The sequence below is a fragment of the Paracoccus chinensis genome, from assembly GCF_900102885.1.
GTDB classification, from domain to species: Bacteria; Pseudomonadota; Alphaproteobacteria; order Rhodobacterales; family Rhodobacteraceae; genus Paracoccus; species Paracoccus chinensis.
Genome location: NZ_FNGE01000008.1, coordinates 168,230 through 193,053 on the forward strand (window position 1 = coordinate 168,230; position 24,824 = coordinate 193,053).

A 24,824-nucleotide genomic window follows, 5' to 3' on the forward strand; every position below is an offset into this window, starting at 1 on the left:
TCGTTTCCCCCTTGTCATGCGGCCGGAATGCCGCGGTCCTTGCAGCTTCGCAAGGTGTCATCGGTTTCCATGACCCTCAGCCCCATCGGCTTCGAATCGGACAGCGTGAAGACCGAGCCGACCAGCAGCCTGCCATTCCGCTTGTTCTGCACGGTGCGGATGTGGCGGCCGAAGTCCTTGCCCTGACCCTTCGCCCAGCCCGCCAGCGCGCAGGTGGCATAGGCGAAGGCGGTCTCGGCGTCCACCCCCGCGCGCAGGTTCGCGGTCACCTCGACCAGGTCGCCCTTGCGGTCGCCGGCCAAGGGATCGACCTGCGCGGTGATGAAGTCCGCCGGATCCGCCACGAAGCCCGCAGGAAGCGTCGGAAAGGCGGGCTGGGTGCGGGCCGCGAACTCCTCCAGCGCCTTCTGCTGGGCGGTGGGCAGGCGGCGCGGCTCGGGCGACACCACGTCGAAATTGGCGATGTCGGCCGGCGACAGGTCGAGCCCCAGATTGACCTCGAGCTCTGCCAGTTCGGCCTCGGTGACCTCGAAGGCATTGCGCCCGGCGGGGCTGTCCAGCGACACCTCGGTGACGGACCCGTCGGGTTCCAGGATCAGGATGTCGCCCGACTTGGTGGACACCCGCGCGCGGCTGAGCTTGGTGCCCGCCGCGCTGCGGTCCACGATCTTGACCCCTACCGCCTCGGGCTTCGCCCGGGGGGGCGTCGCAAGGCCCATGCCCTCCGGCCCGGACGAGCAGGCGGTCAGCCCGGCCAAGGCGGTTGCGGCGATCAGTGCGGTGATCGCGGGGCGCATCCTGTCACTCCGCCGCAAGCGCGGGCGCGCGGCGTGCCGCGGCCATGGCCGAAAGCTCGGCCATCAGCCCCGAGGATCGCGCGATCGGGTTGGTCAGATAGAAGTCGCGGACCGCGTTGCGGAAGGTCGCACGGCCCAGCGTGCCCCGCTCGACCGGGGACCAAGCGTTCGCGGGCACCTCGTCGATCTGCGCCAGGTGCGGCACCGCCTCGATCAGCGCTCGGCGCAGCTGGGCAAGGCTGTCCCAAGGCTGAGTTCGGCCCAGTTCGGCCGAAAGCGCTCGCAGGATGGCCCAGTTCTCCTTGGCCTCGCCGGGGGCGAAGTTCGCGCGCATCGCTAGCTGCGGACGGCCCTCGGTGTTCACGAACAGGCCGTTCTCCTCGGTGTAGCAGGCGGCGGGCAGGATCAGGTCGGCACGGTGCGCGCCCCGGTCGCCGTGGCTGCCCTGGTAGATCACGAAGGGCCCGCCCTGATCGCGGGGAGTGATCTCCACCTCGTCGGCGCCGAGGCTGTAGATTACTTCGGCCCCCTCGATGGCGGCGGCCAGACCGCCGTCGGTCACGGCGCCCACGTCCATCGCGCCCACGCGCGAGGCCGCCCCGTGCAGGACCAGCAGCTTGCAGTCGCCCATCTCGCAGATGCGCATGGCGTGGCCCAGGACCGCCGCCCCGTCCGCCTCGCGCAGGGCGCCCTGCCCCACGATGACGATGCCGGGGGTGCCGTCCTTGTTGGCCAGATCCTCGTTCAGCAGACCCGCCAAGGCGTCGCGGTCATTGCCGAAGTGATGGTAGTCATAGGTCAGGTCCGCCGCCTCGCCGACCAGCGCGACCTGCGCGCCGTGCAGCCAGGCCTTGCGGATGCGGGCGTTCAGCACCGGCGCCTCGAGGCGCGGGTCGGTCCCGATCAGCAGAATGCGCTTGGCCTCGTCGATGTCCGCGATGCTGGCGGTGCCGACGTAGCCCGAACGGTTGCCCGCCGGCAGCCGCGCCCCGTCCGTGCGGCACTCGACCTTGCCGCCCAGACCCTCGACCAGTTGCTTCAGCGCGAAGGCGGCCTCGACCGGCGCCAGATCTCCGATCAGGCCCGTGACCTTGCGGCCCTGCATGGCCGAGGCGGCGGTCTCCAGCGCCTCGGCCCAGGTGGCGGGGCGCAGGCGGCCGTTCTGGCGGATGTAGGGCTTGTCCAGCCGCTGGCGGCGTAACCCGTCCCAGACGAAGCGGGTCTTGTCGCTGATCCACTCCTCGTTCACGTCGTCATGGTTGCGGGGCAGGATGCGCATGACCTCGCGCCCGCGGGTGTCGATGCGGATCGACGACCCAAGCGCGTCCATGACGTCGATCGATTCGGTCTTGCGCAGCTCCCAAGGACGGGCGGTGAACGCATAGGGCTTGGACACCAGCGCGCCCACCGGGCAGAGGTCGATGATGTTGCCCTGCAGGTTCGAATCAAGCGTCAGCCCCAGATACGAGGTGATCTCGGCGTCCTCGCCCCGGCCGGTCTGGCCCATCTGCTCGATCCCCGCGACCTCGGTCGTGAAGCGCACGCAGCGGGTGCAGGAGATGCAGCGCGTCATGTGCGTCTCGACCAGCGGGCCGAGGTCCAGGTCCTCCGAGGCGCGCTTCGGCTCGCGGTAGCGGCTGAAATCGACGCCATAGGCCATCGCCTGGTCCTGCAGGTCGCATTCGCCGCCCTGGTCGCAGATCGGGCAGTCCAGCGGATGGTTGATCAGCAGGAACTCCATCACCCCTTCGCGGGCCTTGCGGACCATGGGGCTGTTGGTGCGGACCTCGGACGGCGCGCCGTCGGGGCCGGGCCGCAGGTCCTTGATCTGCATCGCGCAGGAGGCCACGGGTTTGGGCGGGCCGCCCACGACCTCGACCAGGCACATGCGGCAGTTGCCCGCGATCGAGAGGCGTTCGTGATAACAGAAGCGCGGCACCTCGATCCCGGCCATCTCGCAGGCTTGGATCAGCGTCAGGTTCGGATCGACCTCGATCAGCTGGTCATCGATCTTGATGGTGCGAAGATTGCTCATCTAGCTGTGCCTTGCGCTTGTGCCTCAGTCCAGCCGGACGAAGGTCTTGTGCTGATACTCCGTCCATTGACCGGCGTCGACAATGGTCATCGTCGCCGCACGGTCAGGACGATAGACAACCGTGCCATAAATGGTGCTTGCCCGCAGGTAGGGGGCGGAGTGCTGCGCCGTCGCCTGCCAGCGCACGCCCTGCGCGTCGGTGCAGGTGATGGTCGCCGCGCGGGGGTTTCCCCAGATGCGGATCAGGGGATGGCCCACGAGATCCCGTTCCTTGCGGACCTCGGAACCGGGCGCATCCACCGCGCAGTCGATGCCGCCGGGCGACAGCACGTCGAAGCGCATGACATAGATGTCCACGGGCGTCCCCGGCTGGCGGCCCGCGGGCGCCGCCAGCGCGACATCGGCAAGCAGCATCGTCGCGGCGGCTGCCACGGTGATGCCGATCCCGATCCAGCGCACCGCCCGCTTCATTTCGCCACCAGCAGCGAGCCCGCCACCGTCCCGTTCGCGATCTCCTGCCGACCCAGGCGGCAATAGCTTTCGGCGTCGCCCTTCTGCACGCCGTTCCGGGCCATGTAGTCCTCAGCCACGGAATAGATGCGCTGCCGCTCGGCCTTGTCGTCAAGGAAGGCGTCCACCTGCTGGCGCGAGTAGCCCTTGTCCAGCGCATAGCGTTCCAGCGCGCGGGCCTGGGTATAGGCATACAGCACCCGCGCATCCAGCGTCGGGCATTCGCGGCGGATGCGGTCGGCCACCCGCGCGGCGATCAGGCGGTCGTTGATGTAGCGTTCCTGGCTCAGCGGCTCGAGCGCGGCAACGGAACTGGCCAGCACCCCCAAGGTCATCAGCGCGGCGGTCAGGGCGGCGAAGGTCTTTCCGGCGGTCATGGCGGTCCCCTTGTTGCAGATGCCTGCAACATAGGACCGGAGCCCGCCCCTTGCCCCACACGAGGCGGTCAGGGAGCCGTGATCCGCGGGGTCGCGCCGGGCCGCCATCAGAACCACTCCTTCCGGCGGATCTCGTAGGCTTCCTGGAACTGTTCGTCCGACCGCGTCATGTAGATGATCGCCTCGATGAAGGCGATCACGCCCACGATCATCGTGGGCAGGAAGAACACCACCCAGCCCAGCAGCGTGCAGGCCAGCATGATCAGCCCGGCCTTGTTGAAGCCGAGGTAGAACTTGTGGACGCCGAAGGTGCCGAAGAACAGCGCGAGCAGCCCGGCGATGAACTTGTTCTTGTCGCCATGGACCGCGACATGCGGCGTGCCGGGATCGGGATAAACCTCGACCGCCGCGTCGCCCCGGGCCTGGAAATCCACCAGCGCGCCGGCGCGGGCGATCTGCCCGCTGCCCAGCAGGTCAGCCTCGCGGAAGGCATAGCGACGGCCGTCGGCGCCGGTGATCACACCGTCACCCGACTGCGCGTCGATATGGAGGATCTGACCCTTCACGCCTCAGCCTCACTCCGCCGCCATCGCGCCCATGCGACCGGTGCGCTTGGCCTTGATGCGGTCCTCGATCTCCTCGCGGTAATGCCGGATCAGGCCCTGGATCGGCCAGGCCGCCGCGTCGCCAAGGGCGCAGATCGTGTGGCCCTCGACCTGCTTGGTGACGTCCAGCAGCATGTCGATCTCCTCGACCTCTGCCTCGCCGCGCACCAGCCGGTCCATGACGCGCATCATCCAGCCGGTCCCTTCGCGGCAGGGCGTGCACTGGCCGCAGCTTTCGTGCTTGAAGAAGGCCGAAAGCCGCCAGATCGCCTTCACGATGTCCACGGACTGGTCCATCACGATCATGCAGGCGGTCCCGAAGGAGGACTTCAGCTCGCGCATCCCGTCGAAGTCCATGATCGCGTCCTCGCACAGATGCGCGGGGATCACAGGGCACGAGGCGCCGCCGGGAATGATCGCCTTGAGGTTCTTCCAGCCGCCCCGGATGCCGCCGCCATGCTTCTCGATCAACTCGCGCATCGGGATCGACATGGCTTCCTCGACGACGCAGGGCGTGTTGATGTGCCCGGTCAGGCCGAAGAGCTTGACGCCCGCGTTGTTCGGGCGGCCGAAGCCCGCGAACCACTCGGCGCCACGGCGCAGGATGGTGGGGACAACTGCGATGGATTCGACGTTGTTCACCGTGGTCGGGCAGCCGTAAAGCCCCGCGCCGGCCGGGAACGGCGGTTTCATCCGCGGCATCCCCTTCTTGCCTTCGAGGCTTTCCAGCAGCGCGGTTTCCTCGCCGCAGATATAGGCGCCGCCGCCGTGGTGCAGGAACAGGTCGAAGTCCCAGCCCGATTTCGCCGCGTTCTTGCCCAGAAGGCCCGCGTCATAGCATTCGTCGATGGCGGCCTGCAGCGCCTCGCGCTCGCGGATGTATTCGCCGCGCAGGTAGATATAGGCCGTATGGGCGCCCATGGCGAAGCTGGCGATCAGCGCACCCTCGATCAGCGTATGCGGATCGTGGCGCATGATCTCGCGGTCCTTGCAGGTCGCGGGCTCGGATTCGTCGGCGTTGATGACAAGATAGGACGGACGGCCGTCGCTTTCCTTGGGCATGAAGGACCACTTCATGCCCGTGGGGAAGCCCGCGCCACCCCGGCCGCGCAGGCCGGATTTCTTCATCTCGTCGATGATCCCGTCGCGGCCGCGCGCGATGATCTCGGCGGTGCCGTCCCAATGGCCGCGCGCCTGCGCGCCTTTCAGCGTGCGGTCGCCCATCCCGTAGAGGTTGGTGAAGATCCGGTCCTGATCGCTCAGCATCGCGTGTGTCGTCCTATCGTTCGCGCGGCGCGCCGTCGCGCCGCCGCCAGATCCGCCAGGTCACCAGCAGCGACCAGACCAAGGCCCCGATCGCCGCAAGATCGGCGAGAAAGGCGTATTCCGCAGGCCAGCCGTAATGCCGGCCCGCCCAGTTCGCGGCCAGCCAGGCCAGCATCGCCCCGGCGATCACCCCGCCTACCAGCCGCATCTGGCCGGTGTCGTCAGGGGAACGCCGCGGCGCCGTCATATCGATTCACCGGTGCCCGCCGAACCGGAATGCGCCGTCCGGGGCGTTTCGGCAAGCGCCGCCTTGCCCTTGCCCCGGCGCTTCGCCCGGCTCGCGTCGGTGGTCTCGGACGGCCCCGCGCCGGACGGCGGCTCTGCCGCCTGCACATCCGCCGTGAAGGTCATCGCCTGCGCCGGGTCGAACGCCGCACCCTGCGGCGCACCGGCCATCCCCTCGGGACGCAAGGGACGCGCCACGGGCACCTGCGCGACCGCGCCGTCGTCGCGGCGGATCGAGCGGCGGACGGCCCCTTCGGGCTCCTTGGCGTTCTCCACCGGATTTTCCCATTCCTCGGCATCCTCGGCGCCCTGGCAGAACAGGATCACCAGCAGCGCACCCAGCAGCCCGGCCGTGACCAGGCCCAGGAACAGCCCCGGCAGCACCCCGATTCCGCCCACGCCCGCCGTCAGGGCGAAGACAACCAGCCCCATCACGGCGGCGAAGATCCAGCATTGGCGTGTGCAGGTGCTCATGGGGAGGGTTCCTGTCCTTGGGGGTTCAGCTCACTCGGTGTCCTTCGCGTCGGCCGGCTGGCCCGCCGGTTCCCGCTTGGACGGGGGCCGCGCGGCCGAGGTCCCGGCCGCCTCCTGCACCGTCACGCCGGTCTTGTCCACGGGACGTCCCTCGCCGGGATGGGGATCGTAGTCCCCCTCGCCCCGAGCCTCCTCGGGCTGGCGCACCCAGGGCGTCAGCAGCGGCACCTCGGTGCCGTCGATGCGCTTGACGGTGTCGCGCTGCCTGACCGCCAGCGCGGCCGAAGCGTTCATCTTCTCGGCCCGCTCGACCGAGGCCAGCGCGACCGGCCCGCCCATCGGTTCGGAGGAGAAGCGGCCGTTCTGCGGCCCCGGCACCGGCACCTGGCCCGCCGCCAGCGCGTCGATCAGCGCCGACAGCTTCTCGGCCGTCAGGTCCTCGTAATAGTCCTTGCCGATCTGGGCCATGGGCGCGTTCGAGCAGGCGCCGAGGCATTCCACCTCTTCCCACGAGAAGTTGCCGTCGGCCGAGACCACATGCGGGCTGGCCGCGATCTTCTCGCGGCAGACCTGGATCAGGTCGCCCGCGCCGCAGATCATGCAGGTCGTGGTGCCGCAGATCTGGATATGGGCAATCTTTCCAACCGGCTGCAGCTGGAACATGAAGTAGAAGGTCGCCACTTCCAGCGCCCGGATGTAGGACAGGCCCAGCATCTCGGCCACGTATTCGATGGCGGGGCGCGACAGCCAGCCTTCCTGTTCCTGCGCTCGCCACAGCAGCGGGATGATGGCCGACATCTGCCGGCCCTCGGGGAACTTGGTCATCTGCGCGCGCGCCCATTTCAGGTTCGCGGGCGTGAACTCGAACGAGTCGGGCTGGACGGGGGACAGGCGGCGCAGCATCAGGCGGGCACTCCGGTAACGGCGGAAGTCGCCGGACGCGGCGACGGGATCACGGACAGGCTCACCGGTCCACCTCGCCGAAGACGACATCCGAGGTGGCGATCAGGGCGGTCACGTCGGCCAGCATGTGGCCCTTGGCCATCCAGTCCATCGACTGCAGGTGGCAGAAGCCGGGCGCGCGCAGCTTGGCGCGGTAGGGTTTGTTGGTGCCATCGCTAACCAGGTAGACGCCGAACTCGCCCTTGGGCGCCTCGACGGCGGCATAGACCTCGCCCGCCGGGACCTTGAAGCCTTCGGTGTACAGCTTGAAGTGATGGATCAGGCTTTCCATGTCACGCTTCATGTCCAGCCGGCGCGGGGGCGTCAGCTTGCCGCGCGCCAGCACGTCGCCCGCCGGTTCCGCCTTCAGCTTGGCAACGGCCTGGCGGATGATGCGGACCGACTGGCGCATCTCCTCCATCCGCAGCAGGTAGCGGTCGTAGCAGTCGCCGTTGGTGCCGACGGGAACCTCGAAGTCGAACTCGTCGTAGCATTCGTAGGGCTGCGAACGGCGCAGGTCCCAAGCAAGGCCGGAACCGCGCGCCATGATGCCCGACCAGCCCCAGTCCAGGATGTCCTGTTCCTTGGCGATGCCGATGTCCACGGTGCGCTGCTTGAAGATCCGGTTTTCCGTGATCAGCGTGTCGAGGTCGTCCACGACCCTGGGGAACTGCACGGCCCATTCGTCGATGTCGTCGATCAGGTCGGGCGGCAGGTCCTGGTGGACGCCGCCGGGGCGGAAATAGGCGGCGTGCAGGCGCGCGCCCGAGGCCCGCTCGTAGAAGATCATCAGCTTCTCGCGTTCCTCGAAGCCCCACAGCGGCGGGGTCAGCGCCCCCACATCCATGGCGCCCGTGGTCACGTTCAGCAGGTGGTTCAGGATGCGCGTGATTTCCGAGAACAGCACCCGGATCAGGCTGGCGCGGCGCGGGATCTCGACGCCGGTCAGGCGCTCGATCGCCAGGCACCAGGCATGTTCCATGCACATGGGCGACACATAGTCGAGCCGGTCCATGTAGGGCAGGTTCTGCAGGTAGGTGCGGTCCTCCATCAGCTTCTCGGTCCCGCGGTGCAGCAGGCCGATATGAGGGTCCACGCGCTCGACGATCTCGCCGTCCAGCTCGATCACCATGCGCAGCACGCCGTGCGCCGCCGGGTGCTGGGGCCCGAAGTTGATGTTGAAGTTGCGGATGCGCTGTTCGCCGGTCAGCACGTCGAAGCTGCCGTCGTCATACGTGTTGCTGCGGATGTCGCCGTCCATCGGCCTACCCCCTTGCTGCCACGAGGGCGGCCTTGCCGGCCAGCCGCTCGGCGAATTTCGCCCGTTCGATCACGGCGCGGCGGTGGCGCCCCTGCCCGATCACGTCCACACCGTCATGCGCCCGCACCCTGAACCAGACGAAGCGGCCGTCCATCGATTCCACCTCGGAGTCCACCGTCACCGTCTGGCCCGGCAGGGTCGGCGCCGAGTGGTCCACGTCCACATGGATGCCGACGCTGTCCTCGCCATCCTCGTAGAAGGGCTTCAGCTGCTCGACGCAGGCCCATTCCATCAGCGCGACCATGTTCGCGGTCGCAAAGACCGGCGGCATGTCGGGAAAGGCGCCCGCGCCACCGTTCTGCTCGGCGAAAAGCCGGGGCACGACATGCGCTTCCTCGACCGTCATCGCGTGGCTGGACCTGTCGCCGACCTTGAGCCCGGGCTTCATTTCTTGCCTTCCGCCGTCACGCCGATGGTGGCAGGCGCCTTTTCGTCGCCCGGCAGCAACTGGTGCGTGCCCTCCCAGGGCGACAGGAAGTCGAAGTTCCGCATGCGGTATTCCTGGGTCAGGTTCACCGGCTCGTAGACGACGCGCTTCTCGATGTCGTCATAGCGGACCTCGACATAGCCCGTGGTCGGGAAGTCCTTGCGCAGCGGATAGCCCTTGAAGCCGTAGTCGGTCAGGATGCGGCGCAGGTCCGGGTGGCCCGAGAACAGGATCCCGAACATGTCGAAGACCTCGCGCTCGAACCAGTTGGCGGTCGGGATCAGGCCGGTGATCGAGGGCACCAGCTCGTCCTCGCGGATCGCGGCCTTCAGGCGGATGCGCTGGTTCGTGTACATCGACAGGAAATGCCAGACGACATCGAAGCGCGCGGGCCGCTCGGGGTAGTCGACGGCCGTGATGTCCACCAGCGTCGAAAAACGGCAGGCCGGGTCGTCGCGCAGCGCCTGCACCAGCCCGACGATGGAACCGGCATGGACCGTCAGCGTCAGCTCGCCAAAGGCGACCTTGTAATCCAGCACGTCGTTCGGACGGCGGGCGGCGATCATCTCGCCCAGTTCGGCCAGGGCCTGGGGATCGGGATAGACGGCCATCGCTTACCTCACCAGGGTGCCGGTGCGGCGGATCTTCCGCTGCAGTTGCAGGATGCCATACAGCAGCGCCTCGGCCGTGGGCGGACAGCCCGGGACATAGACGTCCACCGGCACGATCCGGTCGCAGCCGCGCACGACGGAATAGCTGTAATGGTAATAGCCGCCGCCGTTCGCGCAGGACCCCATCGAGATCACATAGCGCGGCTCGGGCATCTGGTCGTAGACCTTGCGCAGCGCGGGGGCCATCTTGTTGGTCAGCGTGCCCGCGACGATCATCAGGTCCGACTGGCGCGGGCTGGCGCGCGGGGCGGTCCCGAAGCGTTCGAGGTCGTAGCGCGGCATCGAGGTGTGCATCATCTCGACCGCGCAGCAGGCCAGACCGAAGGTCATCCAGTGCATCGAGCCATTGCGGGCCCAGTTGATGATGTCCTCGGTCGTGGTCAGCAGGAAGCCCTTGTCCTGCAGCTCGCGGCTCAGCGCCTGGGTCGCGACCTCGCGGTCGGGCCCGGCGGTGTTCAGCCCGGTCTGCACGCCTTCCGGGAAGATCAGCCCCGACTTGGCATGGGTGGGATGGCCGCCATGATGCGCGGGGCCCGTCCCCGTGCCGATGGCCGATCCGATGTTGCCGCCTGTATCACCGGCCGCGCCCGCGTCCGTGCGCATGTCGTCCGTCACGCCCATTCGAGGGCCCCTTTCCGCCATTCATAGGCAAAGCCGATGGTCAGCACCGCCAGGAAGACCATCATCGACCAGAAGGCCACGTCGCTCATCGTCGCGATGTTCAGCGCCCAGGGGAACAGGAAGGCCACCTCGAGGTCGAAGATGATGAACAGGATCGAGACAAGGTAGAAGCGGACATCGAACTTCATCCGCGCGTCGTCGAAGGCGTTGAAACCGCATTCATAGGCGCTGGTCTTTTCCGGGTCCGGGTTGCGGACCGCGATGACCGCGGCGGCCAGAACAAGGATGATCACCAGCGCCGAGGCCATGCCCAGAAACACGAGGACGGGCAGATATTCAGATAGCAGATAGTCCACGAGGCGGGCTCCCCTGACGGCGCGGCGCCCGGGGGCGCGGCGTGGCTTGGCTAGGGCCTCATTTAGACGCGGCGGCACCGGGGGTCAATGGAACCCGCCCCCGATCCGTTCCGTCAGCTCGCGGTATAGCCGCCGTCGACCAGGTGATAGCTGCCGGTGATGAAGCTCGCGCGGTCCGACAGCAGGAACAGGGTCAGGGCCGAGACCTCCTCGGGCGTGCCGAGGCGACCCGGGGCATGGCGTTCGGCCAAGCCCTGCAGGGCGACCTCGTCCATGGCCTCCTCCACCAGCGGCGTCAGGATGAAGCCGGGCCCGACCGCGTTCACGCGGATGCCGCGCGGCCCGTATTCCCATGCGGCGCTTTTCGTCATGCCGACGACGCCGTGCTTGGCCGCGACATAGGCGGAGGAGCCCGCAAAGCCCACGCTGCCCAGGATCGAGGCCATGTTGACGATGGAGCCCTTTGTTCCCGCCGCCGCCATCGCCGCAAGCTGCGCCCGCATCCCGTAAAGGACGCCGTTCAGGTTGATGTCGATGACGCGCTTCCAGCCGTCCAGCGGATAGTCCCCGGCATCGGCATGGGGGCCGCCTATGCCCGCGTTGTTCACGGCCATCGACAGCGTTCCGGGCAGGCCTTCCGCCGCCCGCACCAGTGCCTCGGCATTGGCCGGGTCGGCCACGTCGCCCGCGACGGCCACGGCTTGGCCGCCCACCGCTTCGATCTCGGCCACGACCTTGTTCGCCACCTCCTGCTTGAGGTCGCCCACGACCACCCCCGCGCCCGAGCGCGCGAGTTCAAGCGCGATTGCCTTGCCGATGCCCGAGCCCGCGCCGGTGACGATCGCCACCCGGCCCGAGAAGTCGAACGTGATGTCGGACATGAGATCCTCCTTCGCCGGTCCGTTCGCATGGGGAACGAACCGGGTGCCGAAGGGGTTGCCCCTGCCCGCCTCGCAGCGGCATCACGCCGCCGAGACGCGCGCCTTCCGCCGGGGCGCGGCCTCCGAGGCCTCGCGCCGCCGCGCCGCCACCTCGAGCATGGGCGCGAGATAGCGGCCGGTGTGGCTTTCGGCCACCTGGGCCACGTCCTCGGGCGTACCTTCCGCCACGATCCGCCCGCCGCCGTCGCCGCCTTCCGGGCCGATGTCGATGATCCAGTCGGCGGTCTTGATGACGTCGAGATTGTGCTCGATCACCACGACCGTGTTGCCCTGATCGACCAGCCGCTGCAGCACCTCCAGCAGCTTGCGGGTGTCGTCGAAATGCAGCCCCGTCGTAGGTTCATCGAGGATATACAGCGTTTTGCCGGTAGAAGCCCGGGAAAGCTCCTTCGCCAGCTTCACCCGCTGCGCCTCGCCGCCCGAAAGCGTGGTCGCCTGCTGGCCGACCTTGACGTAGCCGAGACCCACCTGGACCAGCGCATCCATCTTGGACCGGATCGAGGGCACGGCCTTGAAGAACTCCTGCGCGTCCTCGATAGTCATGTCCAGCACGTCGGCGATGGACTTGCCCTTGAACTCGACCTCCAGCGTCTCGCGGTTGTAGCGCTTGCCCTTGCAGGTCTCGCAGGTGACGTAGACGTCGGGCAGGAAGTGCATCTCGATCTTGATGACGCCATCGCCCTGGCAGGCCTCGCACCGCCCGCCCTTGACGTTGAAGGAGAAGCGGCCGGGGCCGTAGCCACGGGCCTTCGCTTCGGGCAGGCGGGCGAACCAGTCGCGGATATGGGTATAGGCGCCGGTATAGGTCGCCGGGTTCGACCGGGGCGTGCGTCCGATGGGGCGCTGGTCGATGTCGATGACCTTGTCCAGATGCTCAAGCCCCTTGATCGCGCGAGCGGGCGCAGGCGTCTGCCGCGCGCCGTTCAGCCGCATCGAGGCCGTCTTGAACAGCGTCTCGATGGTCAGCGTGGACTTGCCGCCGCCCGAAACGCCCGTCACGCAGACGAAGCGGCCCAGCGGAAAATCGACGGTCACGTCGTGCAGGTTGTTGCCCGTCGCTCCCTCGACCGTCACGGCCTTGCCGTTGCCGGGGCGGCGCTCCACGGGCACCTCGATCTCGCGGGCACCGGAGAGATACTGCCCGGTCAGGCTCTCGGGGTTCGCCTCGATCTCGGTCGGAGTGCCCTTGGCGACCACCTCGCCGCCGTGGACCCCCGCCCCCGGCCCCATGTCGAAGACATAGTCCGCGTGGCGGATCGCGTCCTCGTCATGTTCCACGACGATGACCGAGTTCCCCTGGTCCCGCAGCCCCTTCAGCGCGTCCAGCAACCGGTCGTTGTCGCGCTGGTGCAACCCGATGGACGGCTCGTCCAGCACATACAGAACCCCCGTCAGGCCCGAGCCGATCTGGGACGCCAGCCGGATGCGCTGGCTTTCGCCGCCCGACAGGGTGCCAGCCGCGCGGGACAGCGTCAGGTAGTCGAGGCCCACGTTCACGAGGAAGCCCAGACGCTCGCGGATCTCCTTGAGGATCGGCGCGGCGATCTCGCCCTTCTGGCGCGACAGCGTCGGGGCGACCTCGCCCATGGTGTCCAGCGCCTCGCGGATGGACAGGTCGGTGATCTGGCCGATGTGGCGGCCCGCGATCTTCACCGCCAGCGCCTCGGGCTTCAGGCGGTTGCCGTTGCAGACATGGCAGGGGCGGCTGTTCTGGTAACGCTCCAGCTCCTCGCGCGACCAGGCCGAGTCCGTCTCGCGGTAGCGGCGCTCGATGTTGGGGATGACGCCCTCGAAAGTGCGGTTCACTTCGTAAACGCGGCCCGCGTCGTCGAAGCGGAAGCGGATCTCGTCGCTGCCCGAGCCGTGCATCAGGACGTGGCGGACGTGATCCGGCAGATCGCGCCACGGGGTCTTGCGGTCAAAGCCGTAATGCGCGGCCAAGGCATTGATCGTCTGCGTCAGGTAAGCCGACTTGGACTTGGCCCAGGGCGCGATGGCCCCCTGCGCGACCGACAGGCCGCTGTCGGGCACGACCAGCCGCTCGTCGAAGAACAGTTCCACCCCCAGCCCGTCGCAGGCCGGGCAGGCACCCAGCGGCGCGTTAAAGGAAAACAGGCGCGGCTCGATCTCGGGGATGGTGAAGCCCGAAACCGGACAGGCGAAGTTTTCCGAGAAGGTGATGCGCTCGGGCTCGCTCTCGGATGGCGCGGTTTCGAGGACGGCGATGCCTTCCGCCAGATCCAGCGCGGTGCGCAGGCTGTCGGCAAGCCGCGTTTCCAGCCCCTCGCGCACGACGATGCGGTCCACCACCACGTCGATGTCGTGGCGGAACTTCTTGTCCAGCGTGGGCGGCGTGTCGAGTTCGTGGAAGGCTCCGTCGATCTTGACCCGCTGGAAGCCGCGCTTGCGGAGGTCCAGCAACTCCTTCTCGTAAGCCCCCTTGCGGTCGCGGACGATGGGGGCCAGCAGGTAGGCGCGCGTCCCCTCGGGCAGCGCCATCACGCGGTCCACCATGTCCTGCACCTGCTGCGCCTCGATGGGCAGGCCGGTCGCCGGGCTGTAAGGCGTGCCCGCGCGGGCAAAGAGCAGCCGCAGGTAGTCGTAGATTTCCGTCACCGTCCCCACGGTCGAGCGGGGGTTCTTCGAAGTCGTCTTCTGCTCAATGGAAATCGCCGGCGACAGGCCCGAGATATGGTCCACGTCCGGCTTGCCCATCATGTCGAGGAACTGCCGCGCATACGCCGACAGGCTTTCGACATAGCGCCGCTGGCCCTCCGCATAGATCGTGTCGAAGGCAAGCGACGACTTCCCCGAGCCCGACAGGCCGGTGATCACCACCAGCGAGTCGCGCGGGATGTCCATGTCCACGCCCTTGAGATTATGCTCGCGCGCACCGCGCACCTCGATGAACTTCTGTTCCATGCGGACCTCTCGGGGGGACAAGGGCCAGAGATAGGCAGGCCGCGCCGGAACGCAAGCGCCTTGGAACATCAGGCGAACATCTGCGCTGAACCCTGCTTGTCACACGGGCGTGCCGCTGGCAGGCTGAACCCGACCGCCTCACGGAGCCCGCCATGATCCGCCTGCTTCTGTCCTCGGCCGCCGTGCTGGGTTTCGCCAGCGCCGCGCAGGCCGACTATGTCCTGCACATCCTGCACACCAACGATTTCCACAGCCGGATCGAGCCGATCAACGCCTTCGATTCGAGCTGTGATGCCGAGACGCTGGCCAAGGACGAGTGCTTCGGCGGCGTTGCGCGGCTGAAAGCCGCCATCGACGCGCGGCGGGATGCGATCCGGGCCGAGGACGGCAACGTGATCGTTCTGGACGCGGGCGACCAGTATCAGGGGTCGCTGTTCTACACGACCTACAAGGGCCGGGACACGGTCGAGTTCATGAATGCCATCGGCTATGACGCCATGAGCCTCGGCAACCACGAGTTCGACGATGGCCCCGAAGGCGCGGCGGTCCTGCTGGACGGGGCGCAGTTCCCGGTCATGTCGGGCAACCTCGACGTGTCGCGGTCGAACGTGCTGGCGGGCAAGCTGCGCCATACCGTCACGCTGGAGGTTGGGGGCGAGAAGATCGGCCTCGTCTCGGCGCTCGCGATGGACACGCCCGAGACCTCCTCGCCCGGCCCCTCAGTGATCTTCCAAGACGACATGGAGAGCCTGAAGGCCGGGGTGCAGGCGCTGGAATCCGAGGGCGTCGACAAGATCATCGCGCTGACCCACGTGGGCTATGGGCGCGACCTCGAATTCGCCGCTGGCGTGCCCGGCCTCGACGCCATTATCGGCGGCCACAGCCACACGCTGCTGGGGGACATGGAGGGTGCCGCGGGGCCCTATCCCACGCGCGCCACGGGTTCAGACGGCGCCGAGGTTCCTGTCGTAACTGCATATGCCTACGGGAAATACTTGGGCGAGCTGAAGCTGACCTTCGACGACGAGGGCCGCCTGACCGCCGCCGAGGGCGCGCCGATCCTGCTGGACGCCAGCCACCCCGAGGACGAAGCCATCGCCGCCCGCGTGGCGGAGATGGCGAAGCCGCTGGAGGAACTGCGGCAGAAGCAGGTGGCCGAGATCGCCGCCCCTCTGGGCGCAGACCGGACGGAGTGCCGGGTGCGGGAATGCGTCATGGGCAGCGTCGTGGCCGATGCGATGCTGGCACGGGTCGCGGACCAAGGCATCAGCATCGCCATCCAGAACGGCGGCGGCCTGCGCGCCTCGATCGACGCGGGCCCGGTGACGATGGGCGAGGTTTATGACGTCCTGCCCTTCCAGAACACGCTGTCCACTTTCCGCGCCAAGGGCTCGACCGTGCTGGCGGCGCTGGAAAACGGCGCAAGCGAGATCGAGGACGGCGCCGGCCGCTTCGCGCAGGTGGCGGGGCTGCGCTACACCATCGACCCTGCCGCGCCTCCGGGCAGTCGGATCAGCGACGTGCAGGTGAAGGCCGCCGAGGCTTGGACGCAGATCGATCCCGAGGCGAGCTACGGCATCGTCACCAACAACTACCTGCGCGGCGGCGGCGACGGCTATGCCATGTTCGCGACCGAGGCCACGGACGCCTATGACTTCGGCCCCGATCTGGCGGAGGTTCTGGCGGACTGGCTGTCGCAGCAGAGCGCGGATTATGCGCCCGCAACGGACGGCCGCATCAGCGTGAAGTGACCGCAAGGGCGGCCTGCCGAAGGAGCGGGTTCAGCCGCCCGTATGGCTCATGTGCCGGGTCATCTGGCCCGCCACCCCGCGCGAATAGTCGAAGTCGTGGCCCTTGGGCTTGCGGGCGATGGCAGCGCGGATCGCGTCCTTGACCGCCTCGTCGCCCTCGCTGGCGCGCAGAGGGGCGCGCAGGTCGGCGCGGTCTTCCTGCCCGAGGCACATGAACAGCTCGCCCGTGCAGGTGACGCGCACGCGGTTGCAGCTTTCGCAGAAATTATGCGTCAGCGGCGTGATGAAGCCGATCTTCTGGCCCGTTTCCTCAAGCCGCACATAGCGCGCCGGGCCGCCCGTGCGCTCGGCCAGCGGCGTCAGGGTGAAGCGGGTCTCCAGCCTGCGGCGCAGGTCGCTGAGCGCCCAGTACTGGTCGAGGCGGACCTCCTCGCCCATGTCGCCCATGGGCATGACCTCGATGAAGGTCAGGTCGTGCCCCTGTTCGCCGCACCAGTCGATCAGCGGGAACAACTCGTCCTCGTTGAAGCCTTTCAGCGCCACAGTGTTGATCTTTATACGCAATCCGGCGGCCTTGGCGGCGGCAATGCCGTCCATGACCTGCGGCAGCCGGCCCCAACGGGTGATCGCGGCGAACTTGTCCGCATCCAGCGTATCCAGCGAAACGTTGATGCGCCGGACGCCGCAATCGGCCAGTTCACCCGCAAAGCGGGCAAGCTGGCTACCGTTGGTGGTCAGGGTCAGTTCGTCCAGGCCCTGCCCCAGCCGTTCGGACATCACCCGAAAGAAGGACATGATGTTGCGCCGCACCAGAGGCTCGCCGCCGGTGATCCGCAGCTTGCGCACGCCAAGGTCGATGAAGGCGTTCGACAGCCGTTCGAGCTCTTCCAGGGTCAGCAGCTCGGCCTTGGGCAGGAACTGCATGTGCTCGGCCATGCAATAGGTGCAGCGGAAGTCGCAGCGGTCGGTGACCGACACCCGGAGATAAGTGATCGGGCGGGCGAAGGGGTCGATCAGGGGAGCGGCAGACATGGGGGTTACATAGGTCCGTGTCGTCCGGGGCACAAGGATGGGCGCCTTGCCGCCGAGCGGCGGCCGGGACATGGACAGGGACACGGGAAGGGGCGCAATCTCGGCGTGCAAGCGATGCACAGCCGATGCACGGATCATGCACGAGGGATATGACATGACGACCCGCCCGACCCTGCGCCTTTGCGCGCTGGCCCTGCCGCTTCTGGCACTGGCCGCCTGCGACATGGGCGCGGACACGCGACCCGAGCCTCCGCCCCGCACCCCCGCCGGCACGGTCACCGCCGCGCCGACCGCGCCCGGATCGGCCGCGGCCGCCGCGGCCACCGAGGCCCGCACCGGCGTGGCCGAGGGCACGCTGCAGCGCCCCGCCGGGTCGCGCAGCGTGTCGCAGCTGGACGCCTCGGCCGCCGAGAAGGCGGCCGCCACCCGCCCGACCGCAACCGGGGGGCGGCTCGGGACCACCATCGCCTCGCTGGGCGACGCGACCGAGGGCGGGTTCTGGATCAAGACGCCGCTGGTCCAGTCCCCCGGCAAGGGGCGGATCGTCGATCCCGCAACGGGCCGGTCGGTCAACGTGGACCTGATCCCCCTGTCAGGTCCGGCCTCGGGCGGCAGCCAGGTGTCCCTGCCCGCGCTGACGACGCTGGGGGCGGACCTGACCGACCTGCCCGAGGTCGAGGTTTACCGCAGCTGAGGCAACGCGGCTGATCCGGCACCGCCTGCCGGATCAGCCTGCTGACCGCGAGTTCCCGAGCCTGCACAGGCCGCGCGCTGAACACGCCCTGCCCCGGAGAGGCGCGGTGTCAGGCGGCGGGCATCCGGGCCTCGACCATGCCCGCATACCAGCTCGATCCCGCGGGGATCGCGTTGTCGTCGAAGTCATAGGCGTCGTTGTGAAGCCCGGCCGTGTCGCCGTTGCCGACGAAGATATAAGCGCCCGGGCGTTCGTTCAGCATGTAGCTGAAATCCTCGCCCGCCATGAGCGGCATGATCTCGAGGTTCACGTCGCCCGCGACCTGCCGCGCGACCTCGGCCGCATGGACGGTTTCCGCGGGGTGGTTCATCGTGACGGGATAGCCGCGCTGGTAGTCGATCCGGGCCGAGCCGCCCATCGCCTCGGCGACACCGGTGACGACCTTGTGCAGCCTTTCCTCGAGCCTGTCGCGGACTGCCGGGTCGAGGCTGCGGGTCGTGCCGCGCAGGCGGACGGTCTGGGGGATGATGTTGTGGGCGCGGGTGCTGGTTTCCACCGCGCAGACCGAGACGACGGCGCTGTGCAGCGGATCGATGTTGCGCGACACGATGGATTGCAGCGCCACGATCACCTGCGCGGCCATCAGCGTGGTGTCCACCCCATCATGCGGGCGGGCCGCATGGGCGGCCTTGCCGGTCAGGACGATCTCGAACTGGTCGGCGGCGGCCATGATGGCGCCCTCGCGGATGGCGAACTGGCCGGTGGGCAGGCCGGGCATGTTGTGCATCCCGTAGAACTCCTGGATGCCCCAGCGATCCACCAGCCCGTCCTGCACCATGGCCTGCCCGCCCGCGCCGGCTTCCTCGGCCGGCTGGAAGATCACGACCGCCGTGCCGTCGAAGTTGCGCGTCTCGGCCAGGTATTTCGCCGCGCCCAGCAGCATGGCGGTGTGGCCGTCATGGCCGCAGGCATGCATGACGCCGGGCGTCTTCGAGGCATAGGCCGCGCCTGTCGCCTCGGCGATCGGCAGGGCATCCATGTCGGCGCGCAACCCGATGACGCGGCCCCTGGTGTCGCTGCGGCCCTTGATGACGCCCACGACGCCGGTGCGCCCCACCCCTTCGGTCACCTCGTCGCAGCCGAAGTCGCGCAGCAGCTCGGCCACGCGGCCGGCGGTGCGGTGGACGTCGTAATCAAGCTCGGGATTCTCATGGAAGTCCCGCCGCCAGGCGGCGATCTCGGGCTGAAGCTCGGCGAAACGGTTCTTGACGGGCATGATGCTCTCCTTCCGCCGCAAGGCTAGCGGCCCGCGCCGTCTGCGCAAGGGGAAGGACGGCGGGGCGGCCCGCTGTCAGGCGCCGATAGCCCGGATGGCGGCACCTGCCTGCCCGCGCGGCAGGATGATGATGCAGGGGCCGTCCAGCGCCAGCTCGGCGGGGCCGGTCGTCTCGTTCGAGGTGCCGGTGCGGTGTGCGGGGTCGAGTGTCAGCCCGTCGATGGGCCAGCGCAGGCCCCGGCTGGTGCCCGTGACAGGTCCCACTGGATAAAGGGACAGCCGCGTGCCGGGCGGCAGGTCGAGGCGCAGGCGGTCGGGGGCGGCGAAGGCCAGGTCCTCGCCTGCCAGCAGCAGGCAGGGTGGGCGCCGCAGGCGGACCAGCGTGGTCAGGGCCGCCAGCAGGTGGTCGGTGCGCGGGCCGGAAAAGCCCACCCCCAGCACGAAGGGGGCACTGATGCGGGACAGGGCCTTCTCGAAATCGGTGGTTTCCTGCTCGGCCACCCGGTGCAGGCGGTCGGGCGGAATGGCGGCGCGGCCCGCCTGCGAAAGGGAATCGAGGTCGCCGATGACGGCCTCGGGCATCAGCCCCGCGGCCAGCGCCCGGTCGGCGCCGCTGTCGGCGGCCGCCACGACCGGCGCCAGCGCCAGCGCCTGGGCAAGATCGGCGGCCGTGACCTCGCCCCCGCCGATCAGCGTCACGCCGGCAGGCGAGATCAGGACGGGGGTCATTCGCCCCGGCCGACGCCCCGGAAGACGCGGCGGAAGGGCACGACCCAGACAAAGGCGAGGAAGACATACATCGGCACCTCGGCCCAGATGGGCATCCGGCCGAAGCGGGCGTCGAGCCAGTTCATCAGCGTGACCGCGATCACGATCCAGATCGGCATCCAGACCAGAAGCAGCACCAGCGACCAGCGCTTGCGCTGCTTGAGGCTCATCCCCTCCTTTTCGGGACCCGCCATTGCTTCAGTCCGCGAAGGGGTCGGTGACGAGAATGGTGTCGTCGCGCTCGGGGCTGGTGGACAGCAGCGCGACGGGGCACTGGATCAGCTCCTCGATGCGGCGGACATACTTGATCGCGGCGGCCGGAAGGTCCGCCCAGGAGCGCGCGCCTTCGGTCGATTCCGACCAGCCCTCGATTTCCTCGTAAACGGGAACGGCGCGGGCCTGCAGGGCGGCGGCGGTGGGCAGGTAATCGTAATGCTGGCCGTCCACCGTGTAGCCGGTGCAGATCTTCAGCGTCTCGAAGCCGTCCAGAACGTCCAGCTTCGTCAGCGCGATGCCGTTCACGCCCGAGATGGCGCAGGTCTGGCGCACCAGCGCCGCGTCGAACCAGCCGCAGCGGCGCTTGCGGCCGGTGACGGTGCCGAACTCGTGCCCGCGCTCGCCCAGCCGCTGGCCGATGCCGTCGGTGAGTTCCGTCGGGAAGGGACCCGAGCCCACGCGGGTCGTGTAGGCCTTGACGATCCCCAGCACATAGCCGATCGCGCCCGGCCCCATGCCGGTGCCGCTTGCGGCCATGCCCGACATGGTGGTGGACGAGGTCACATAGGGATAGGTGCCGAAGTCGATGTCCAGCAGCGATCCCTGCGCGCCCTCGAACAGGATGCGCTTGCCCGACTTGCGGGCGTCGGCCATGATCTTCCAGACGGGCTGGGCATAGGGCAGCAGCTTCGGCGCGATCTCCAGCAGCTTCGCCTTCAGTTCCGCGCGGTCGATGGGCTCGGCCCCCAGGCCCTGACGCAGCGGGTCGTGGTGGGCAAGCAGGCGGTCGAGGCGCTGGTCCAGCGTCTCCTCGTCGCCCAGATCCGCCACGCGGATGGTGCGGCGGCCGACCTTGTCCTCGTAGGCCGGGCCGATGCCGCGGCCGGTGGTGCCGATCTTGGACGCGCCCGCGGCTTCCTCGCGCAGGCGGTCGAGGTCCTGGTGCAGCGGCAGGATCAGCGGGGTGTTTTCCGCGATCATCAGGTTCTCGGTCGAGATGGCGACGCCCTGCCCGCTCAGCTTCTCGATTTCCGAGAACAGCGCCCAGGGGTCCAGCACGACGCCGTTGCCGATCACCGCCAGCTTGTTCTTGCGGACGATCCCCGAGGGCAGCAGCGACAGCTTGAAGACCTGGTTGCCGATGACCAGCGTGTGGCCCGCGTTGTGGCCGCCCTGGAAGCGGGCGATCACGTCGGCGCGCTCGGACAGCCAGTCAACGATCTTGCCCTTGCCCTCGTCGCCCCACTGGGCGCCGACCACCACCACGTTTGCCATTCCATCAACCCTTTCGTCGGTCCGCGAGGGCTATAGCGCCGATACCCGGCCCGCGAAAGGCGCTATTCGCGACGTTCCGCCCGGAGAACGGGCCTGCCGGACGATTGATGCCCCCGTCCGCGATGGCTCGTCCGCCGGTCCCTGTGTCCGCCAGGCAGTGCCGGCGGGCGCGGACAGAAAAAGAGCGGCCCCCTCCGAGGCCGCCCCAACTGCCGGAAACCGGACCCTCAGTGGACCAGCGCTTTCCCGTGCCGGGCATGACGCATGGCAAGCTTCCGCCCCATCCGGCCCGACGCCAGAACGCGCGCGCCCGCTGCAGCATAGTCCCGGTCCCGAAGCTCCGGAAAGAGCGCGAAGATTTCCTCCCGGGCCGCATTGCCGACCGACTTGAGCGCCTCGGGGCCGGTATAAAGGGACTCGGTCTCGGCGCCGTTCGAGATCACCACCTCGTGCCGGTCGAAGAGGATGTGGAAATACTCCACGCTCTCGACATCCTCGGCGATGTCGATCCCGTCCAGCAGCACCAGCTGCTTTGCCGCGACCAGAACCTCCTCCGTGCCGAACATGCGCTGCGCGGTCTTCGAGCGCACCAGGACACGGTGCTGCGGCGAAACGAGCAGATCGGACGAGGGTGTGTTGTCCCCCAGGGCGCCCGCCTTGATGCGGATGGGACGCAGGTTCGGGCTGGCAGCCAGCCCTTCTGCCGAGAGCGGGCGCGATCCGGTCCAGCGGATCGCCTGCAGGCCGTGGTCCCGCGTCGCCACCATGTCGCCGCAGCGCAGATCCTCAACGAGCCGGTCTCCGTCCGCCGTCCTGATGACAGTGCCACTGGCGAAACAGGTTGCCCCGAGTTCCGTGTACGGGATGGGGTAGTCATTGACCATGTCCCCCACGGTATAGGTGACACCGGGAACAAGCGGGATCGTGGAGGCATAGCCCTGCACCCCGCTTCCCAGATAATTCGCCATCATGACGATGGCGCCGGACGAGCCGTCGGATCCGGTAAGTTCCTGGATCGACATGTATAGGGCGGTCTCACCCGGCTCAAACCCCGCAGTACCCAAGCTGGAGGGATCGTTCTGGACAATGGCGGGGGTCGCGTCGGGATTGAAGGAGTAGCTGTCGAGGAAGCGGTCGTCGTCCTCAAGAGTCAGGGAAGTGATGTCATCGGCCGTCGGCGTGAACCGGGTTCCCGGCCCATACGTCGGATCGATACCGCTGGGATTGTTGCGGTCGATGTAGCTGAAGGTGAAGATTGGCACGTTTGGCTCCATGGTTCCTGCCAAACGCTCGACAGACACGTCGTTCAGCAAAGGCCGATCACTTCAAGGCTGATAGGATCATTCCAGCACTCGCTTAGGTTGCACGGTGCAGGATCTGCGGCAAGCGCTTTGTGGGAAGGGCATCTCAGGCTCCGCGAGACGGATTGATTTCGCTGTCGTCCTCAGCAGTCTGCTTTCACTGCGCGCACAAGAACCACGTCAGCTCGGCGCCGTCTCCCTCAACGCGATGCGGATGCGGTCCATGAGGTCCAGCATCTGCGCGCGGGGAACTACCAGCCGGCTTGCCGTCCTCTATTACCGTCAACGCCGCCGGCGTGATCCCGATGCAGGCGACCGGATCACGCTGGCACATGGCACCGCCACCCGTTCGGCCAGATCGACCCGGGCTCGAAAGCCATGTTGAACCACGGCATCCAGGTCGCGCAGGCGAGCGGCAGGCCCAAGGCGTCGATCGCCTAGAGGACATGGTCCCACCACTCCGCCCGCGAGCGGATGCGCGGGAAGCGTCCTTCGCACCCCGCGCGCGAGTCGTGCCAGGAGGTCTCGGTCAGCCCGATCCGATGATCCGGGTAGCGGTCGGCCGCGCAGCGCAGGATGTCTCGCAGCGGGGCGGCTGCGGCGAAGGCAGGGTAGTTGCAGCCCACCACCCCGATTGCGGGCCCAAAGGCCCGCACCAGCTCGTCCGTCGTGCGCCAGATCTCGGGTGCGCAGTCGTGCGTCGGGTCGCAGGTCCACCACTGGGTATAGGGGTTCGCCGATCCGGCGGCGTCCATCAGTTCGATCACCATGCGCAGCGCATGGTCAGCCGTCCAGCCGCTGACCGCCTTCCCCACCGATGGCTCGTTGACCACGATGAAGCGATCGATCCGCCCTGCCCCTTCCGCCGCAACAACGGCATGGCGGACCGGGTTGCGCGGCCGGTCCCAGTGGATCAGTGACCAGCAGATGATCGCACCAGGCGCGGCCCGCCGCGAGGCAGATCCTCGCGCCGCCACGTCGAACCGCTCGGCAGGACTTCGCGGAAGCCGGTTGCGCCCTGGTCCAGCGCGGCGCGGTAGTAGGCCGGCAAGTCGGCCTCGGGCGTGTAGCGCGTCTGGGCGACGGTGCAGTGCTCGTGCCAGTGCAGCCACGCGCCTGCGGAGCCTGCGGACAATGGGGCGATCATGTTTCCCTCTTGCTCAGGCGGGCGGCGATCTGCTCCGGATCGACACCGGTTACCGCTGCACAGCCCTGCAGCGCCAGCACGGCCTGTTCCTCGCGCCACCAGTGCGACCAGTGCTTGCCGCCCGGCATGGCCGACAGCGTGGGCGAGGCGGGCAAGCCCAAGGCTGCTGAGAGGATGGAGTGCGCGAGGTCGAGGGCGCGGCTCATGGCCTCGACCGAGAGGCCGTACTGCGCGGCTGTCTCGTCCTGCCCGGGCTGCGGGGCGTGATCGCCCCGCACCTCGCCGCCGCCGTCGAAGACTGTGAGCGTGTGGTCGTCGGCGTGATGCACAGTGGTTGCGCCGAGTCGGTAGACGCTCATAGCGGACCCAGCCCCCATGCGGCGCCCGCGCGGGCCCAAGCGGCCCACCAGGCGCAGGCAATCACGACGGGGCTCGCCGCGCACCTCCGCCGGCGAGTGCGCGATGCAGCACGGTTGTCAGTTCATGCGGCACCGGACCAGCTGCCGCGCCCGCCTTCACCGCGTTTGCCGCCGTGTTGGCAAGGTCGGCGGCATCGGCGACAGCGGCCGTCGACAGCCGCTAGAGGACAACCTGCTGCGGCCTGAGCCGCGTTGCCGCGTCCGCGTTCGAGGCGAGGGTATGGGTGATCGCCGCCTTGATCGCCTGGGTAATCGACCTGCCTTCCAGCAGCGCGGCCTTGGCGCCGGTCAGCAAGCCCGCCTTCAGGTCGGCCCGACACTTGGCGGCCTCGGTCAGCCCGTGCTCGGCCAGCTTGGCCTCGGACTATTTCTTCAGCCACGTCTGGCCATAGATC

General features: G+C 68.3%; 28 protein-coding genes. 2 read left to right on the forward strand and 26 right to left on the reverse strand.

From position 1 onward, the window contains the following. Nucleotides 1–14: 14 nt before the first annotated feature. From BLQ03_RS10360 to uvrA, 16 genes are all read right to left on the reverse strand, one after another. Nucleotides 15–797, reverse strand: coding sequence for a hypothetical protein (locus tag BLQ03_RS10360; RefSeq protein WP_090755621.1), 783 nt, complete (start codon nucleotides 795–797; stop codon nucleotides 15–17). A gap of 4 nt (nucleotides 798–801) precedes the next feature. Continuing rightward, nucleotides 802–2,832, reverse strand: a complete 2,031-nt coding sequence (gene nuoG / locus BLQ03_RS10365; protein ID WP_090755622.1) for an NADH-quinone oxidoreductase subunit NuoG — start codon at nucleotides 2,830–2,832, stop codon at nucleotides 802–804. 24 nt (nucleotides 2,833–2,856) lie between these two features. Further along, the gene (locus BLQ03_RS10370; RefSeq protein ID WP_139166687.1) at nucleotides 2,857–3,303 is read right to left on the reverse strand and encodes a hypothetical protein; all 447 of its coding nucleotides are present in this window, start codon (nucleotides 3,301–3,303) and stop codon (nucleotides 2,857–2,859) included. Continuing rightward, nucleotides 3,300–3,719: a DUF5333 domain-containing protein gene (locus BLQ03_RS10375; protein WP_245688817.1), complete on the reverse strand. Its 420-nt coding sequence runs from the start codon at nucleotides 3,717–3,719 to the stop codon at nucleotides 3,300–3,302. The genes BLQ03_RS10370 and BLQ03_RS10375 overlap by 4 nt, the downstream gene beginning before the upstream one ends. A gap of 107 nt (nucleotides 3,720–3,826) precedes the next feature. Beyond that, a complete protein-coding gene (locus tag BLQ03_RS10380; RefSeq protein WP_090755624.1) occupies nucleotides 3,827–4,285 on the reverse strand; it encodes a TM2 domain-containing protein in 459 nt (152 codons plus the stop codon). 9 nt (nucleotides 4,286–4,294) lie between these two features. Beyond that, nucleotides 4,295–5,590, reverse strand: coding sequence for an NADH-quinone oxidoreductase subunit NuoF (gene nuoF, locus BLQ03_RS10385; protein ID WP_090755625.1), 1,296 nt, complete (start codon nucleotides 5,588–5,590; stop codon nucleotides 4,295–4,297). Nucleotides 5,591–5,603: 13 nt separating this feature from the next. Then, nucleotides 5,604–5,837 carry a DUF5337 domain-containing protein gene (locus BLQ03_RS10390; protein WP_090755626.1) on the reverse strand — a complete coding sequence of 78 codons (234 nt, stop codon included), beginning with the start codon at nucleotides 5,835–5,837 and terminating at the stop codon, nucleotides 5,604–5,606. Further along, complete coding sequence (locus tag BLQ03_RS10395) at nucleotides 5,834–6,349, reverse strand: hypothetical protein (protein ID WP_090755627.1); 516 nt, start codon at nucleotides 6,347–6,349, stop codon at nucleotides 5,834–5,836. The genes BLQ03_RS10390 and BLQ03_RS10395 overlap by 4 nt, the downstream gene beginning before the upstream one ends. Nucleotides 6,350–6,379: 30 nt before the next feature. Then, nucleotides 6,380–7,252, reverse strand: a complete 873-nt coding sequence (gene nuoE, locus BLQ03_RS10400; protein WP_090755628.1) for an NADH-quinone oxidoreductase subunit NuoE — start codon at nucleotides 7,250–7,252, stop codon at nucleotides 6,380–6,382. A 61-nt stretch (nucleotides 7,253–7,313) separates the two neighbouring features. Then, nucleotides 7,314–8,552, reverse strand: coding sequence for an NADH-quinone oxidoreductase subunit D (locus BLQ03_RS10405; RefSeq protein WP_090755629.1), 1,239 nt, complete (start codon nucleotides 8,550–8,552; stop codon nucleotides 7,314–7,316). Nucleotides 8,553–8,556: 4 nt separating this feature from the next. After that, entirely contained in the window at nucleotides 8,557–9,000 is a 444-nt protein-coding gene (locus BLQ03_RS10410; protein WP_217629697.1) for a thioesterase family protein, read from the reverse strand. Continuing rightward, entirely contained in the window at nucleotides 8,997–9,650 is a 654-nt protein-coding gene (locus BLQ03_RS10415; RefSeq protein WP_090755630.1) for an NADH-quinone oxidoreductase subunit C, read from the reverse strand. The genes BLQ03_RS10410 and BLQ03_RS10415 overlap by 4 nt, the downstream gene beginning before the upstream one ends. Before the next feature lie 3 nt (nucleotides 9,651–9,653). Beyond that, a complete protein-coding gene (locus tag BLQ03_RS10420; RefSeq protein ID WP_090755707.1) occupies nucleotides 9,654–10,181 on the reverse strand; it encodes a NuoB/complex I 20 kDa subunit family protein in 528 nt (175 codons plus the stop codon). A 140-nt stretch (nucleotides 10,182–10,321) separates the two neighbouring features. Beyond that, nucleotides 10,322–10,687 (reverse strand): NADH-quinone oxidoreductase subunit A, encoded by a 366-nt coding sequence (locus BLQ03_RS10425; protein ID WP_090755631.1) that lies wholly within the window; start codon nucleotides 10,685–10,687, stop codon nucleotides 10,322–10,324. 113 nt (nucleotides 10,688–10,800) lie between these two features. Next, nucleotides 10,801–11,568, reverse strand: a complete 768-nt coding sequence (locus BLQ03_RS10430) for an SDR family NAD(P)-dependent oxidoreductase (protein WP_090755632.1) — start codon at nucleotides 11,566–11,568, stop codon at nucleotides 10,801–10,803. Nucleotides 11,569–11,649: 81 nt separating this feature from the next. Continuing rightward, nucleotides 11,650–14,550, reverse strand: a complete 2,901-nt coding sequence (uvrA, locus tag BLQ03_RS10435) for an excinuclease ABC subunit UvrA (protein ID WP_090755634.1) — start codon at nucleotides 14,548–14,550, stop codon at nucleotides 11,650–11,652. A 152-nt stretch (nucleotides 14,551–14,702) separates the two neighbouring features. On the opposite strand from uvrA, the gene BLQ03_RS10440 reads away from it, so the two are divergent. Next, complete coding sequence (locus BLQ03_RS10440) at nucleotides 14,703–16,301, forward strand: bifunctional metallophosphatase/5'-nucleotidase (protein ID WP_090755637.1); 1,599 nt, start codon at nucleotides 14,703–14,705, stop codon at nucleotides 16,299–16,301. 30 nt (nucleotides 16,302–16,331) lie between these two features. Here the strand turns inward: BLQ03_RS10440 and moaA are convergent, their stop codons facing one another. Further along, nucleotides 16,332–17,333: a GTP 3',8-cyclase MoaA gene (gene moaA, locus BLQ03_RS10445; protein WP_090755709.1), complete on the reverse strand. Its 1,002-nt coding sequence runs from the start codon at nucleotides 17,331–17,333 to the stop codon at nucleotides 16,332–16,334. Nucleotides 17,334–17,487: 154 nt separating this feature from the next. Here moaA and BLQ03_RS10450 point away from each other — a divergent pair, with 154 nt between their 5' ends. Next, nucleotides 17,488–18,027 carry a hypothetical protein gene (locus BLQ03_RS10450; RefSeq protein ID WP_090755711.1) on the forward strand — a complete coding sequence of 180 codons (540 nt, stop codon included), beginning with the start codon at nucleotides 17,488–17,490 and terminating at the stop codon, nucleotides 18,025–18,027. Nucleotides 18,028–18,136: 109 nt separating this feature from the next. Here BLQ03_RS10450 and BLQ03_RS10455 read toward each other — a convergent pair whose 3' ends face one another. The 9 genes from BLQ03_RS10455 to BLQ03_RS18995 form a co-directional block, all read right to left on the reverse strand. After that, nucleotides 18,137–19,303: a M20 aminoacylase family protein gene (locus BLQ03_RS10455; RefSeq protein WP_090755640.1), complete on the reverse strand. Its 1,167-nt coding sequence runs from the start codon at nucleotides 19,301–19,303 to the stop codon at nucleotides 18,137–18,139. A gap of 75 nt (nucleotides 19,304–19,378) precedes the next feature. Beyond that, a complete protein-coding gene (locus BLQ03_RS10460; protein ID WP_090755642.1) occupies nucleotides 19,379–20,032 on the reverse strand; it encodes a thiamine diphosphokinase in 654 nt (217 codons plus the stop codon). Continuing rightward, nucleotides 20,029–20,241: a DUF2842 domain-containing protein gene (locus tag BLQ03_RS10465; protein ID WP_245688819.1), complete on the reverse strand. Its 213-nt coding sequence runs from the start codon at nucleotides 20,239–20,241 to the stop codon at nucleotides 20,029–20,031. The genes BLQ03_RS10460 and BLQ03_RS10465 overlap by 4 nt, the downstream gene beginning before the upstream one ends. Nucleotides 20,242–20,269: 28 nt before the next feature. Beyond that, entirely contained in the window at nucleotides 20,270–21,562 is a 1,293-nt protein-coding gene (locus BLQ03_RS10470; protein WP_090755648.1) for an adenylosuccinate synthase, read from the reverse strand. Between the two features lie 227 nt (nucleotides 21,563–21,789). Beyond that, complete coding sequence (locus tag BLQ03_RS10475) at nucleotides 21,790–22,875, reverse strand: Hint domain-containing protein (protein WP_245688821.1); 1,086 nt, start codon at nucleotides 22,873–22,875, stop codon at nucleotides 21,790–21,792. Nucleotides 22,876–23,300: 425 nt separating this feature from the next. After that, nucleotides 23,301–23,678, reverse strand: a complete 378-nt coding sequence (locus BLQ03_RS10480; RefSeq protein WP_139166689.1) for a hypothetical protein — start codon at nucleotides 23,676–23,678, stop codon at nucleotides 23,301–23,303. A gap of 98 nt (nucleotides 23,679–23,776) precedes the next feature. Next, complete coding sequence (locus tag BLQ03_RS10485; protein ID WP_090755656.1) at nucleotides 23,777–24,010, reverse strand: hypothetical protein; 234 nt, start codon at nucleotides 24,008–24,010, stop codon at nucleotides 23,777–23,779. Continuing rightward, complete coding sequence (locus BLQ03_RS10490) at nucleotides 24,007–24,369, reverse strand: hypothetical protein (RefSeq protein ID WP_090755659.1); 363 nt, start codon at nucleotides 24,367–24,369, stop codon at nucleotides 24,007–24,009. The genes BLQ03_RS10485 and BLQ03_RS10490 overlap by 4 nt, the downstream gene beginning before the upstream one ends. Nucleotides 24,370–24,589: 220 nt before the next feature. Further along, nucleotides 24,590–24,724 (reverse strand): hypothetical protein, encoded by a 135-nt coding sequence (locus tag BLQ03_RS18995; RefSeq protein ID WP_281200999.1) that lies wholly within the window; start codon nucleotides 24,722–24,724, stop codon nucleotides 24,590–24,592. Nucleotides 24,725–24,824 lie beyond the last annotated feature (100 nt).